Source organism: Ensifer sp. Root31 (assembly GCF_001424825.1).
Taxonomy (GTDB): Bacteria; Pseudomonadota; Alphaproteobacteria; order Rhizobiales; family Rhizobiaceae; genus Ensifer; species Ensifer canadensis.
In genome coordinates this window covers 246,107-258,572 of sequence record NZ_LMCO01000056.1, presented here as the reverse complement: position 1 = coordinate 258,572, position 12,466 = coordinate 246,107, and the positions used below count along the sequence as shown (strand labels likewise).

The following is a 12,466-nucleotide window of genomic DNA, read 5'->3' as shown; positions in this document are numbered from 1 at the left end:
CGCAGGTTTGCGCGCGCCAGTCGCAAGACTCGTTCGAGAAACTTTGCTCCTGAAAGTTCAGCGTCTCGGTTTCACGGCGCTCAGGAGTTCAGGTGGGAGGCATCCGCCAGGCTGATGACTGCCCGATTTCGGAAGAAATCGTCCTGGCGCAGATGCGTGATGCTCCCGGATTTTGCCGGGAAACTCAGGAAGCCCGAGGCATCGATCGGTATCTTCATCCACGCGGCAAGGACCAGCGTGAGTGTAAAGCCATGGGTCACGATGATCTGTGTCTCGCAAGGCCGCTCGACGATCGCGTTCACGCAAGGGTAGACACGGGCTGCCACGTCGCGCCGGGTTTCCGCGCCATCGATGCCGCAATGGTAATCGAGCCGGTTGTCGTCCGGCGCCGGGCTATACCGTGCGTCGAGCCACGCCTGGGGTTTGCCGCCCGCCACACCGTAGCTGATTTCCCTGAGATCGGCGGTCTCCGTCACCGGCCGCTGGAAGCGCTTTGCAATGGCAGCCGCCGTCTGCGATGCGCGGCGAAGATCCGAGCTATGGATCTCCACCTCGTTCCCGCCGATGAGGTCCAGCAGCTGCTCGGCAGTTGCCGCCGCGTCCTCGTGGCCGCGAGTTGTCAGGTCGGTGTCGTACCAGCCTCCCACCTTGTCCTCTTCGTGGTGGATGGATTGAGTGTGGGTGACGACGAAAATGTCTTTCATATCGGCAATCTCATGAATTTCGCCTCGTCGGTCCGGTTTTCGCGACACAGCAACTGCATGGCGCGCCTTAAATCGGAATCGATCGACGGAGAAAATTATGCAGAAATTTTAAAATGTTACAGCGCCGCGCGGCGCTGCAAGAGTGAACATTCCGCCATGCCAGCGCTTGCGGAATACGTCGCGAAACTCGCGACGTCCCCATGGGCTCCGCGCCCGCCTGCCGCTCTGAATGGCGCGCCCGTCAGGGACTGCGTCGCCTGCAAATGGTGGCTTCAAACCGTCTGGCCGCAGGCGCGGCGGAAGCGGCGCACGGTTTCGGCCATGCCATACTCCAGCGCATCTGCCGTCAGGCCATGGCCGATCGACACTTCGGCGAGGTTGGGGATGTGCCTGGCGAGCAGCGGCAGATTGGCGACTGTCAGGTCGTGCCCGGCATTGACCTCGAGCCCGAGGCTGGCGGCGATTTCCGCCGTGCGGCCGAGTTCGGCGGCAATCTTTTCCGCCTTCTCGGGGTCGTCATAGCAACCGCCATAGGGGCCGGTATAAAGCTCGATGCGGTCGGCACCCGTCTCCTTGGCAATGCGTAGCGCCTCGGTGTCCTCGTCGCCATCGGCAAACAGCGAAACGCGAAAGCCCTTTTTCTTCAGCCGACCAACGACGCTGCCGAGCAGGTTGTGGTTCTTGCGGAAGTCCCAGCCATGGTCTGAGGTCGCCTGCGCCGGATCGTCAGGTACCAGCGTCACCTGTTCCGGCTCGTGCGTTTCGACGAGGCGTAGAAACTCCTCGTTCGGGTAGCCTTCCATGTTGAACTCGGTCGCTGAGAATTCGTCGTCGATGAGATCGCGGATCGGCTGCAGATCGGAGAAGCGCACATGGCGCTGGTCGGGGCGCGGATGCACCGTCAGCCCGCTTGCGCCGGCTTCAAGAGCAATGCGGCCGAGCGCAGTGACGGACGGCCAGGGAAGATCGCGCCGGTTGCGCAGCATGGCAACGGCATTCAGATTCACGGACAGTTTTGCGGGCATGTCGGAACTTTCCAGAGGCGGGCAATGTCAATGCAATGTTCTACTGCATAATTGTAAAAACAGAAAACAGTTTGGACCAAGATTATGCAGCAATTCCAAAGAGTACGTTCGCCAGCGAAAGTCGGCTCCGGCGTCGCTTGTTTGCCGGCCATGCCTTGACGAAACCTTGACATTAGTGGGGCCTAACATGCAGTGCGTCCAGCAAGACCCATCAACCAAGGCAAAAACCGATGCGGATGTCGGCGATGCAAGGTCGCAAAAGACGCACCGCTACGTTCTGCCACAGGGGACGGTCGCAATTTTGAGTTTATTTCAGATAAATCTCAAATTTGGGGTCAAGCATCCTGACAACAGCTTTTTTTGAGCCTAAATTTCCGAATCATATCGAATTGCGGCAGATCTGCCCTTCGATCTCTTTCATAAAGTTTCGCGACGAATGAACCTGGAGCAACAATTGATGATGGCGGTCGAAAGACCCTGCGACGAGACGATACGGCAAAACCTTCGCCGTATCCTCGAGAGCAAGTCTTTCGCGCGTTCCGAACGCCTGCGCGCTTTTCTCGCCTATGTGGTCGAAAAGGAGATGATCGGCGAAGGCCCGCAATTGAAGGGCTATTCGATCGCCATCGACGTCTTCGACCGCCCTCAGGCGTTCAATGCCGACAGCGATCCGCTGGTGCGGGTGCATGCCGGCAAGCTGCGCAAATTGCTCAAGGCCTATTACGAGACCGATGGCGCCGAGGACGAATGGCATCTGGTCATTCCCAAGGGCACCTATGTACCGGAATACAGCCGCCGGCAGATCGATGCGGCCTGCCCCGCCGAGCCACAGACGCGCCAGCCGAAGCTGACGCGCAAGCGCCTCCCCGGCCAGAAGACGGCCTGGCCGCCGGCACCGTTGTCTTCGCCGCTGGCTGTGCTGTCGGTGCTGCCGCTTTTGTTGTTTGCGCCGCTGCCTTCACCGGAAATGACGATGGACATCGATGCGCAGGCGAAGCTCTTCAACGGCCGCCATTCGATCGAGCGCGTGCTGCCCTCCGTCAACGTCGCCATATCGGGAGACCAGAACGCCGACGTCAAAGCCTTCGCCGTCGCCCTTCGCGCCGCCGCTCAGCGCCACCGGACACTGGCGCGCGCCACCGACGGCGACGCCGGACGGCCGGTATCGCGCAATGCGGCGCTGTCGTTTTCGCTCGAGCTGACCTGGTACGACGCGCCTGCGGCCGGTGTGCGCGTTACGCTCAAGCATGATGGCGAAGGCGTGCCGCTGCGGCAGGATTTCATCACAAGCGAACGATTGAAGAGTGAGCCCGATCTGCTGTTTGAAAGCATGTCGCTGGCATCCGAACTGTTTTCCCTCGATGGCGAGATCTACACCCATGCGAGCGAAGAACAGATCCAGAGCCCGCTGATGGATTGCATGACGGCAACCGCCCAGTATCGCAAGCTGCTGACCCGCGGCAGCTTCGAAAGCGCCTGGTCCTGCCAGCAAAAACTGGCACCGCTGCGCGGCGACGAGCCGCTGTTCATCCTCAGCGCAAACAGCCCACTCCGGGTCATCGGCCACTGACGGAAAACCATGCTGCCTGCGTCCTAAGCGGCCCGCCAGCATGGCCCAAACCAGCACTTCCCCTGCAATATTCAGGACTATTCATATATGTGATTCGCGTATACGGTGTGGCCATGCGTTGGGAATTGGTGCCTGGTTGCTCGTCAGGCAAGCACAATTGTCAGCAGTAGCCGCGCCCTTCGCGGTGTGCCCCAGCCGAGCAGCAGTCGCTATCGTCGACCATCGACGGTTGCATTGGAGCGCGGATCGCTTCCGCTCCGGTCATACCGTGCGATCGCGACGAGTTCCTGATGCCTGCGGCATAATTCCGTAAATCGGCAGCGATATCGGGATCAATTATGCAGCAAATCGAAGCGTGACGGCTGCCTTCGCCCCCTTGAACAGGCGCGCGGCACTGTCAAACGGGGATCATCGATATGCCGCGAGACCACTGGAAGTACGAGGGCGCGCTGGCGGCGCCGGAGCGCACCGGCTACCTGCCCAGACTGCCGCTTCCCCATCACGATCCCTCAAGCCCGCTTGCAATCGCCGATATGGCCGATGCCTTCGGCGTCACCCACCGCACCCTGCATTTCTATGAGGAGAAGGGCCTGCTGACCGCCGCCCGCATGGGGCCGATGCGGGTCTATGGACCGGACCACATCCGCCGCATGGCCGTCATCAACGCCTGCCGTGAAATCGACATGCCGATCGCGGCCATCCAGGAACTGCTCGCTGGTCTTGCCGGCGCCGACGACCAGACAGAGGCCGACCGGCTGTTCAAGGAAGCGCTGTTGTCACGACGCCGGGAACTGGCGGCGCAACAATCCAACCTGCGGCGCCAGATGCAGCGCATCGCCGAACTGCTGGAAAACGAAGCTGAACAGGGCGAGGCCTCGTCCGATGACGCCGAAAACGTGCATCTCTCGCCGATCGAGAGCGAATGCCTCACATTCATGGCCGAAGGTTACCCGGCTGCACGCATCGCCCGGCTGATGGAGATGGATCTGGCCGCAGCGCTGACGCTCGAGGCCGGCATCATCCGCAAGTTCAACGCCCACAACCGCTTCCAGGCCATCGCCAAGGCGGTGCTATCAGGCATGATCGCCGCGGAATAACCAGGCGCGACGCTTCGCGCTATCGGACGTATCTAGCCGAGATCCCGCGCTGGTCACGGGGATGAAGCATCGCGGTGTCGAAATTCCCGTCGCCGAAAAGGGCATCGTGAGGGGGCAATTCTCCCTGGATCATCGACAATGTGATGTCTTCAGCGCCACGCTCATGTTACGAGGCGCTTGAACGATGCAATGAGAGACGACCCCGATGCTTCCCTGGATCCTGCTAGACCGCGCAACCATTCCCGGTGATGGCGACGAGTTGCGCCTGAAGAGCCGCGGCAGCGAATTTTCCATCATGCTCGGCTCGACGGAATTGATGAACAGCCGGCTGAGCGGATCGGAAGAGGCGCTGGCGACGCTGAGCTGTGAGCGGATTGCCTGCCGGAAGAATGCCCGCATGCTGATCGGCGGCCTCGGCATGGGGTTTACCTTGCGGGCCGCATTGGGCGCGCTGCCTGATGATGCCAGGGTGGTGGTCGCAGAGCTCGTGCCAGCTGTCGTCGAGTGGGCGCGCGGACCGATGGCGGATCTCCACCAAGGCACGCTCGACGATCCACGCGTCGACATCCATGTCGGCGATGTCGGCGCGCTGATCCGATCGAAGACCGCCGCTTACGATGCCATCCTGCTCGATGTCGACAATGGTCCGGATGGCTTGACGCGCGCCTCCAACGACAGCCTCTACAACCACACCGGCCTTCGCGCGGCCAAGGCTGCCCTGCGCCCAAACGGCGTGCTTGCCGTCTGGTCATCGGCGCCGGACAGCGCCTTTACGCGCCGCTTGCGCGAAGTCGGCTTTGCCACCGACGAGGTGAATGTGCGCGCCAACGGCAAGCGTGGTGGTGCCCGCCATGTCCTGTGGATGGCGACCAAGCGCTAGCAAAGAGCAGAAAGAGCGGCGCGCGCTTCAGATCCGGCCGCGGCGCGACGGAGCCAAGAAAAACGCCGCGCTATTCGACAGTCACCCGTTGCGAAAAGCGCGGCTTGAGACCGAGATCGGATCGTCGCACGGGTCCTTCGCGTTGGCGAAGACATAGCCATCGGCCTGATGGATGGCCCCAAACACCAGCCCTTCGGCAGCGCAGCGCTCGCAGAAGGCTTCGACGTCTCTCACGTCGAATACCAGCTTGACCAGCGACTGGCCGCGCCGCTGTCCCTTGGCCGCCGGGTGGATCATCAGGTTGGCCCCGCCTTCCCCGCAGATCAGCTCGATGATCCGGTCGCCCGCCTCGTCGCATGCTTGAAAGCCGAAGTGCTTCTCGTAGAAGCGGACGGTCGCCTCGACGTCTTGGGCGTAAATGATGATCCTGTTGATCGGCACTGAAATCTCCCTCGATCGAAGACTTAGGCCTGCCCGTCCTCAGCGAACGATCGTCAGGCGCTCGGCCGCACGGGTGATCGCGGTATAAAGCCAGCGCTCGCGGGTATCGCGAAACGCCCAGCTCTCGTCGAACAGCACGACATTGTTCCACTGCGAGCCCTGCGCCTTGTGCACCGTCAGCGCGTAGCCGAAGTCGAATTCGTCGTAGCGCTTGCGGGTCGACCAAGGAATTTCGCCCTCGACCTCTTCGAAGGCTGCCTTCAGCAGCTTGATCTTGGCGGCACCGCGATCCATGTCGTCGTCCTCAGGGCGGATCATCAGGTTGATGCCGGGCTTCACCGTTTCCTTCGACGAGCTCATGACCTGCCAGAGCGAGCCGTTGAGCAGGCCCTTGGCCGGGTCGTTGCGCAGGCAGACCAGCTTGTCGCCGGATTGCGGATATTCGCTGGTAAAGCCCTTGAGCTCGCGAAGCCGCTGGTTGTAGCGCCGCCGGGTCTTGTTGGTGCCGACCAGCACCTGGTCGGCCTCCAGCACCAGCTCCTGGTTGACCTGCCCGCGGCCGATCACCTGGGTGGTGCCGTAGTCGCCATGCATGATCTCGTTGCCTTCGCGCACCTGCATCGCCAGCCGGATGATCGGGTTGTCGCGGGCCTGGCGGTGAATGTCGGTCAGCAGATAGTCCGGATCCTGATTGGTGAAATAGCCGCCGCCGGTGACCGGCGGCAACTGGCCGGGGTCGCCGAGAACCAGGATCGGCGTGCCGAAGCTCATCAGGTCCTTGCCGAGCGCCTCGTCGACCATCGAACATTCGTCGACGATGATCAGCGCCGCCTTTGCGACCGGGCTTTGCCGGTTGATGGAAAACATCGGCGCGATCGAGGTCTTGCCGGTCTCCTCGTCGGAAACCTCCTCCTCGCCGCGCGGCCGGTAGATCAACGAGTGAATGGTCTTGGCGTTGCTGGCACCCTTGGAGCGCAGCACCTGGGCGGCCTTGCCGGTAAAGGCGGCAAACAGCACGTCGCCATCCACATGCTCGGCGAAATGGCGCGCAAGCGTCGTCTTGCCGGTGCCGGCATAACCGAACAGCCGAAAGAGCTGCGAGCGGCCCTCTTTCAGCCATTGTGAAACGGCCTTGAGGGCCTCGTCCTGTTGCGGAGCAAATTGCATGATCCGAAGTGTCAGGATTCGGGGTGCACAAGCAAGCCCGGATTTCGGGTCGTCGTATCCTGCCGGACGCCCGGCACCCGCGTTTGCAACGACCTCCATCGCGAAATCCCGCACCAGATCAAGGAGCTATCATCGATCTGCCGCGCGCCGGGCTGCCCAGCGCCGCGCCGCAATGGCGCAGGCGTGTCACATGACGGCACCCCCATCCAGTCGTTTCGGCCGCCCGCCCTATCCGCTGTGGCACTTTCTGGCCCTGTGGCCAGCCTGCCGCTTGAATGCCTGCGCGCAATGCTGCTAACGAGCGGTTGCGCGGCGGCGAACCGATCCCTGCATGGGCCAGCCCCGACAAACGGATCAGGCGGGCACGAACACGTCAACCGCCTGAGGCAATGCCGGAGAATGCCCTTGAAGCCCGACCAGCCCGCCACGCCCTCGTCTTCGGACCCTGTCGGCATCGGCCGCCTTGCGCCGACGCTGCAATGGCTGCTTCTCACGCTCGTCTCCGTGATCTTTGCGACAGTCCTCGAATTGGTCGGCATTCCCGCCGGGCTGTTGATGGGGCCGATGCTCGCGGCCGTGCTCTTCGGCATGAACGGCGGCACCATCCGCCTGCCCAAGCAGGTGTACTTCTGCGTGCAATTCATTCTTGCAATGATGATCGCCGGCGCGATGACGCCCGGCATGCTCGGCACCTTTTCCGGCAACTGGCCGCTGTTCCTCGGCGTCATTCTCTCCGTCATCGCCGTCAGCACGCTCTGCGGCTGGGTGATCACCCGCATGCGCATCCTGCCGGGCACGACGGCGATCTGGGGCTCGTCGGCGGGTGCCGCCTCCACCATGCTCTTGATGGCGGATGCCTATGGCGCCGATGCGCGCCTCGTCGCCTTCATGCAGTATCTGCGCGTCATCTTCGTCGCCAGCACCGCGACGATGGTCGCCCATCTCTGGGTGACCGGCGCGGAGGCCGAAACCGCAATCGTCTGGTTCGAGCCTGTCTCGATCCTGCCGTTCCTGGCAACGCTTGCCGTCGGGCTCGGCGCGGCCTTTGCCGGCCGGATGCTGCGCGTGCCGGCCGGCGCCTTCCTGCTGCCGTTCCTCGTCGGCGCCGTGCTCAATGTCAGCGGCGTCATGACCACCGAGCTGCCGCAATGGCTGCTGGCGCTCTGTTACGCCCTGCTCGGCTGGAACATCGGCCTTGGCTTCACCCGCTCGATCCTTGCCCACGCGCGCCGCGCACTGGTGCCGACGGTGATCTCAATCGTCGTCTTGATCTCGTTTTCCGGCCTGCTTGCCCTGCTGCTCATCAAGGTCGCCGACATCGACCCGCTGACGGCCTATCTCGCCACCAGCCCGGGCGGGCTCGATTCGATCGCGGTCATCGCCGCTTCGAGCAATGTCGACCTCTCCTTCGTCATGGCGCTGCAGTCCGCCCGTCTCATGATCATCACCATGATCGGCCCCGCGCTCGCCCGCTTCGTCGCCAACCGCGCCTGAAAGCGGTGCGGCTCGCCGGCACTTGAAAAAAGTGCGACGATGCAACAATTCCGGGAATAATCCCCGCCCTCCTCGTGTCTCATGTCAGGATCCGCGCGCCTGCGCACTCCGCTAGATTCAAGTTGAGGAAGGAAAGCTCCCATGAGAACGTTACCGCTCGCTATTGCCATTTCCCTTGTCGCCGGCGCCGCCTTTGCGGCACCTCCGGTCAAGACGGTCGAAACGGCAAAGGGCAATGTGCTCGCCGCCGCCAACGGCATGACGCTTTACACCTACAAGGACGACCATGGCGGCGTTTCCAGTTGCTATGACGCCTGCGCGAAGAACTGGCCGCCCTTCACGGTCGAAGGCGATGCCAAGGCGGAAGGAGCCTACACGGTCGTCGAACGCAAGGATGGAGCCAAGCAGTGGGCCAAGGACGGTATGCCGCTGTATTTCTTTATCAAGGACAAGAAGATGGGTGACATTACCGGGGATGGCTTGAAGGGCGAATGGGATGTCGTCAAGCCGTGATGGCGTGAATATGGATGCGGGGGCGAAAAGCCCCGCATCCGACCGGTTCGAGGAGGATGTGCTGGCGCTGATGCCGGCGCTCCGGCGCTATTCGCGCAGCCTTGTGCGCTCGGATCCTGATGGTGAAGATCTGCTGCAGGATTGTGTCGAGAAGGTTCTGGCGCGCCGCGCCCAGTGGCGCGGAGTCAACCTGCGTGCCTGGGCCTTCACCATCATGACCAATCTCAGCCGCAACCGGCACCGGCACACCGCGCTGCACCCGCAGGTCGAGCTCGACGACAACCTCGGCCTCCAGGCGGAAACCCAAGAGAGCGATCCGCTCGAACGCTCGCGGCTGGAACGGGCGCTGAACGGCCTTTCGGCGGAAAACCGCTCGGTGCTGATGCTCGTGGTGATTGAGGGATACCGATACCAGGATGTGGCCGACATGTTGGCCATTCCGATCGGCACGGTGATGTCCCGCCTGTCGCGGGCGCGTCACCAGCTTGCCGAAGCGATGAAGGACGACAACGTGATCAGCATGCGGAGACCGAAATGACGGACGAATTGAACACCGTCTCCGAAGACGACCTCAACGCCTATGTCGACGGCTTCCTGAGCGAGGCGGACCGGGCGCGGGTCGAGCAATGGCTCGAGCGCAACCCCGCGCGCGCCGAGGAGGTCCGCCAGTGGCAGGGCCAGGCAACCGAACTCCGCGCCATGTTTTCGACCTATGCCCGCAGTGACGAGCGCGACCGGGCGTTGCTCGCAGGTACGAGCAGCCGGGGCGCGGCCGTCGCTTCGCGCGATCGCTGGACTTTGCGCCTTGGCGGCCGCATCGCCGCCGGTCTCCTGCTCTTTGGCGCCGGCGCCCTCAGCGGACTTTATGCCCCGCATGTCCTCGCCCCCGAACGTTCAGAACAGGTTGCCCTGGTGACTGAGAGCTTGCCGCGGCAGGCGCAGTCAGCGTTTCTCATCTATGCAAGCGAGGTGCGCCACGCCGTCGAGGTCGGGCCGGACCAGCAGACCCACCTTGCCACCTGGCTCGGCAAGCGGCTCGATCATCCGCTCAACATTCCCGATCTGTCGAAACTCGGCTTTTCGCTCGTCGGCGGCAGGCTGCTACCGGTCAACGGCAAGGCGGGCGCGCTGTTCATGTATGAAGACCCGAGCGGCCAGCGGTTGACCGTGCTTCTCGGCCGCAACCCGGACAACCGCGAAACCAGCTTCCGCATCGACAGCAGCGGCGGCGTCGAAACCTTCTACTGGATCGACGGACCGATCGGCTATGCCGTCACCGGCGAAGTGCCGCGTACGCTTCTGCAACAGGTCGCCGACGAATGCTACCGCCAGTTCGAGAAGCCGGCAGCCGCCAAGAGTTGACGGCGTCAGAGACGACTGCAGCGCTGCCGCAACTGAAAGCGTTTCGAGGTTAAAACCGTCGCCATATCATAACGTTGGCTCAGTTTTCGAAGCATCGATCCACGTTACGTGATGTTCCGTGGAGATGGCCCCTCATCCGGCCTGCCGGCCACCTTCTCCCCGCACGCGGGAGAAGGAAACTTGTGGCTCGCGGCCACTCCACGTCAGCCATTCGCTGCCGAGGTGCTCGTCAACGACAGATGCCAGGTGGCAACGCTATTGTCGTCCACGTCCCCTCTCCCCGCCCGCGGGGAGAGGGCTAGGGTGAGGGGCAAACCCGCTCGCGTCCCATGAGATATGACAGACCGCTACCGCAGCGGGTCGTTCTCGATCAGGATCGGATGCCCATGCGGCGTCGCCTCGGCCGCGCGCTGCCAGCTCTTCGTCAAGGTTTCCAGCTGCCCGCTGGAGGTGATCGAAAGCTCGGTGACGAGCCGCGACAGCGCCGCCACCCAGCAATCGAAATAGTCGCTGGCATCCGCCTTGCGGCCGGGCTTGTAGAGTTCGGCGGAAAGCGCCTCGGCCCATTCGTTCCAGGAAAAGACGCCCTTTTCGTGCAGTCTCACCGTCATGGCAAAGGCAGACGCCTGCCACAGCTCGGCGAAGACGGGATCGCCCTCGGGCGATTTCGGCAGCTCGGCGGAGGCGGCAAGCGGCGATGTCGTCTTACAGGTGCTCAAGGTAGCTCTCCCAGGCATCGATCGACACCGTCAATGTCGGGTCGGCGCCCTCGCCCCAGATCTCAGCCCCGTCAAACACCACTGTATAGAGCCACTGCGCGCTCTCGCCGCGGCCATGGGCGTTATCATCGGGAAAGACGAAGGAACCCTGCACCGCCTCGATCGTGCCGAGCTTGGCGCGGGCATAGCGCGGCAGCCGCGTATGGGTCGTCGGGTTGAAATTTTTGGTGCGCACCTGTTCGCCGACGACGAAGCGCGGGCGCGTTTCGACCAGCCGGTCGCAAGAGCCGCCCTTGGCAAGCACCGCCGGCACCATGTCGGCCTTCAGCACGCGCTTGGGCTCGGCTCCTTTCTCGAGCATTTGGCCGCCGTCGAGTTCGGCCTGGGTCACGAAACCGTGGCGCTTCAGCAGCGTCTCCAGCGCCCGCGTCCAGATCTCGTAATAGCTCGCCGAGAGATAGGTGGCAGGCGGCAGGTTTTCACGCGCATGCCGGCTCTCGTCGATGGTCCAGGCGCCGAAGGCGCCGCAGGAAAGCGTCACGCCGAGCGCCCGTTTTTCCCATTCGGCGTGAAAATAGGGTTCGTTGGTCTCGGGCGCGACCGGACCCATTCCATGCTGCCCGCCGAGATCGTGCGGCCCGTTCATCGCAGCGCCTCGGTGACAAGCGCAAGCCCGGTACCGATCATGGAATCGCGGGTCACCAAATCGGCAAGCTCTTCCTCGCGGAGCCCCTCTGTCCCCACCGGCCGCTCCGGCACGACGAGATAACGCAGCTCCGCCGTCGAATCCCAGACGCGAATGCGCCTGTCCTCGGGGAGCATCAGCCCGAATTCCGCCAGCACCCCGCGCGGATCGATGACCGCGCGCGAGCGATAGGGCGGCGCCTTGTACCAGACCGGCGGCAGGCCGAGCACCGACCAGGGATAACAGGAGCAGAGCGTGCAGACGACGAGGTTGTGGGTGTCGGCCGTATTGAACACGGCGCGCATGTGCTCGCCCTGCCGGCCGGTATAGCCGAGGCTGGCGATCGCCGCCGTTGCGTCGCCCTTCAGCCAGTCGGCAAATTCGGCGTCGGTCCAGGCCTTGGCAACGACGCGGGCGCCGTTTCGCGGGCCGATCTTGGTCTCGTAGGTCTCGACGATGGCATCGATCGCCGCCGGATCGATCAGGCCCTTCTCCGTCAACACCGTTTCCAACGCCTTTACCCGCGCCTCCATATCGGTGAAATGGTTGTCGTGGTGATGGTCGTGATCATGGTGATCGTGACCATGATGGTGTTCGGACATTGCCTGGCTCCTCGCAGCACGGCGCCTCGCGGCTGCGCAGATGGCGCCGCTGCCTCCCTGAGGCAATAGTCGTAGCGAATAAACGCCGATTTCGAAATCGATTTTACCAGCGGCCGTGGACCGGAATTGTCACCGTAACAAGTCCGGTTCGACGCGGTTTGCCATCGCTGTCAAAACGGCCCGTTTGATTGCAAGCAATCATCAGGA

14 protein-coding genes are annotated in these 12,466 nt (G+C 63.0%); 7 read left to right on the top strand and 7 right to left on the bottom strand.

All coding sequences use genetic code 11. From position 1 onward, the window contains the following. Positions 1–80 precede the first annotated feature (80 nt). Positions 81–704 (bottom strand): histidine phosphatase family protein, encoded by a 624-nt coding sequence (locus ASD00_RS32690; protein WP_025427633.1) that lies wholly within the window; start codon positions 702–704, stop codon positions 81–83. 272 nt (positions 705–976) lie between these two features. After that, positions 977–1,729 (bottom strand): pyridoxine 5'-phosphate synthase, encoded by a 753-nt coding sequence (locus ASD00_RS32685; protein ID WP_025427634.1) that lies wholly within the window; start codon positions 1,727–1,729, stop codon positions 977–979. Positions 1,730–2,186: 457 nt separating this feature from the next. Between ASD00_RS32685 and ASD00_RS32680 the strand changes: the two genes are divergently transcribed. The 3 genes from ASD00_RS32680 to ASD00_RS32670 all read left to right on the top strand — a co-directional run bounded on the left by ASD00_RS32680 (position 2,187) and on the right by ASD00_RS32670 (position 5,276). Next, positions 2,187–3,299: a hypothetical protein gene (locus tag ASD00_RS32680; RefSeq protein ID WP_025427635.1), complete on the top strand. Its 1,113-nt coding sequence runs from the start codon at positions 2,187–2,189 to the stop codon at positions 3,297–3,299. A gap of 416 nt (positions 3,300–3,715) precedes the next feature. Then, entirely contained in the window at positions 3,716–4,396 is a 681-nt protein-coding gene (locus tag ASD00_RS32675; RefSeq protein WP_025427636.1) for a MerR family transcriptional regulator, read from the top strand. Positions 4,397–4,601: 205 nt separating this feature from the next. Beyond that, positions 4,602–5,276, top strand: coding sequence for an MnmC family methyltransferase (locus ASD00_RS32670; protein WP_025427637.1), 675 nt, complete (start codon positions 4,602–4,604; stop codon positions 5,274–5,276). An 81-nt stretch (positions 5,277–5,357) separates the two neighbouring features. Here the strand turns inward: ASD00_RS32670 and ASD00_RS32665 are convergent, their stop codons facing one another. Together ASD00_RS32665 and ASD00_RS32660 are read right to left on the bottom strand one after the other, a co-directional pair. Beyond that, the gene (locus ASD00_RS32665) at positions 5,358–5,717 is read right to left on the bottom strand and encodes a VOC family protein (protein ID WP_025427638.1); all 360 of its coding nucleotides are present in this window, start codon (positions 5,715–5,717) and stop codon (positions 5,358–5,360) included. 39 nt (positions 5,718–5,756) lie between these two features. Further along, complete coding sequence (locus ASD00_RS32660) at positions 5,757–6,884, bottom strand: ATP-dependent RecD-like DNA helicase (RefSeq protein WP_025427639.1); 1,128 nt, start codon at positions 6,882–6,884, stop codon at positions 5,757–5,759. Between the two features lie 405 nt (positions 6,885–7,289). Here ASD00_RS32660 and ASD00_RS32655 point away from each other — a divergent pair, with 405 nt between their 5' ends. From ASD00_RS32655 to ASD00_RS32640, 4 genes are all read left to right on the top strand, one after another. Further along, a complete protein-coding gene (locus tag ASD00_RS32655; protein WP_057211151.1) occupies positions 7,290–8,378 on the top strand; it encodes an AbrB family transcriptional regulator in 1,089 nt (362 codons plus the stop codon). Positions 8,379–8,519: 141 nt separating this feature from the next. Next, the gene (locus ASD00_RS32650) at positions 8,520–8,891 is read left to right on the top strand and encodes a hypothetical protein (protein ID WP_025427641.1); all 372 of its coding nucleotides are present in this window, start codon (positions 8,520–8,522) and stop codon (positions 8,889–8,891) included. Positions 8,892–8,901: 10 nt separating this feature from the next. Then, a complete protein-coding gene (locus ASD00_RS32645) occupies positions 8,902–9,429 on the top strand; it encodes an RNA polymerase sigma factor (protein WP_225906325.1) in 528 nt (175 codons plus the stop codon). Further along, a complete protein-coding gene (locus tag ASD00_RS32640; RefSeq protein ID WP_025427643.1) occupies positions 9,426–10,253 on the top strand; it encodes an anti-sigma factor in 828 nt (275 codons plus the stop codon). The genes ASD00_RS32645 and ASD00_RS32640 overlap by 4 nt, the downstream gene beginning before the upstream one ends. Before the next feature lie 347 nt (positions 10,254–10,600). Here the strand turns inward: ASD00_RS32640 and ASD00_RS32635 are convergent, their stop codons facing one another. The 3 genes from ASD00_RS32635 to nthA are packed head-to-tail and all read right to left on the bottom strand — an operon-like array spanning position 10,601 to position 12,259. After that, entirely contained in the window at positions 10,601–10,972 is a 372-nt protein-coding gene (locus ASD00_RS32635; protein ID WP_025427644.1) for a nitrile hydratase accessory protein, read from the bottom strand. Continuing rightward, positions 10,959–11,618 carry a nitrile hydratase subunit beta gene (gene nthB / locus ASD00_RS32630; RefSeq protein ID WP_025427645.1) on the bottom strand — a complete coding sequence of 220 codons (660 nt, stop codon included), beginning with the start codon at positions 11,616–11,618 and terminating at the stop codon, positions 10,959–10,961. The genes ASD00_RS32635 and nthB overlap by 14 nt, the downstream gene beginning before the upstream one ends. Then, on the bottom strand, positions 11,615–12,259 hold the full coding sequence (gene nthA / locus ASD00_RS32625) for a nitrile hydratase subunit alpha (RefSeq protein ID WP_025427646.1): 645 nt from the start codon (positions 12,257–12,259) through the stop codon (positions 11,615–11,617). Before nthA ends, nthB begins: the two co-directional genes overlap by 4 nt. Positions 12,260–12,466: the final 207 nt, after the last annotated feature.

What these genes read in the sequence shown, in the direction of transcription:
- ASD00_RS32690 (WP_025427633.1), bottom strand. Translation starts at nt 704, where the DNA reads ATGAAAGACATTTTCGTCGTCACCCACACTCAATCCATCCACCACGAA.
- ASD00_RS32685 (WP_025427634.1), bottom strand. Translation starts at nt 1,729, where the DNA reads ATGCCCGCAAAACTGTCCGTGAATCTGAATGCCGTTGCCATGCTGCGC.
- ASD00_RS32680 (WP_025427635.1), top strand. Translation starts at nt 2,187, where the DNA reads ATGATGGCGGTCGAAAGACCCTGCGACGAGACGATACGGCAAAACCTT.
- ASD00_RS32675 (WP_025427636.1), top strand. Translation starts at nt 3,716, where the DNA reads ATGCCGCGAGACCACTGGAAGTACGAGGGCGCGCTGGCGGCGCCGGAG.
- ASD00_RS32670 (WP_025427637.1), top strand. Translation starts at nt 4,602, where the DNA reads ATGCTTCCCTGGATCCTGCTAGACCGCGCAACCATTCCCGGTGATGGC.
- ASD00_RS32660 (WP_025427639.1), bottom strand. Translation starts at nt 6,884, where the DNA reads ATGCAATTTGCTCCGCAACAGGACGAGGCCCTCAAGGCCGTTTCACAA.
- ASD00_RS32650 (WP_025427641.1), top strand. Translation starts at nt 8,520, where the DNA reads ATGAGAACGTTACCGCTCGCTATTGCCATTTCCCTTGTCGCCGGCGCC.
- ASD00_RS32645 (WP_225906325.1), top strand. Translation starts at nt 8,902, where the DNA reads ATGGATGCGGGGGCGAAAAGCCCCGCATCCGACCGGTTCGAGGAGGAT.
- ASD00_RS32640 (WP_025427643.1), top strand. Translation starts at nt 9,426, where the DNA reads ATGACGGACGAATTGAACACCGTCTCCGAAGACGACCTCAACGCCTAT.
- nthB (WP_025427645.1), bottom strand. Translation starts at nt 11,618, where the DNA reads ATGAACGGGCCGCACGATCTCGGCGGGCAGCATGGAATGGGTCCGGTC.
- nthA (WP_025427646.1), bottom strand. Translation starts at nt 12,259, where the DNA reads ATGTCCGAACACCATCATGGTCACGATCACCATGATCACGACCATCAC.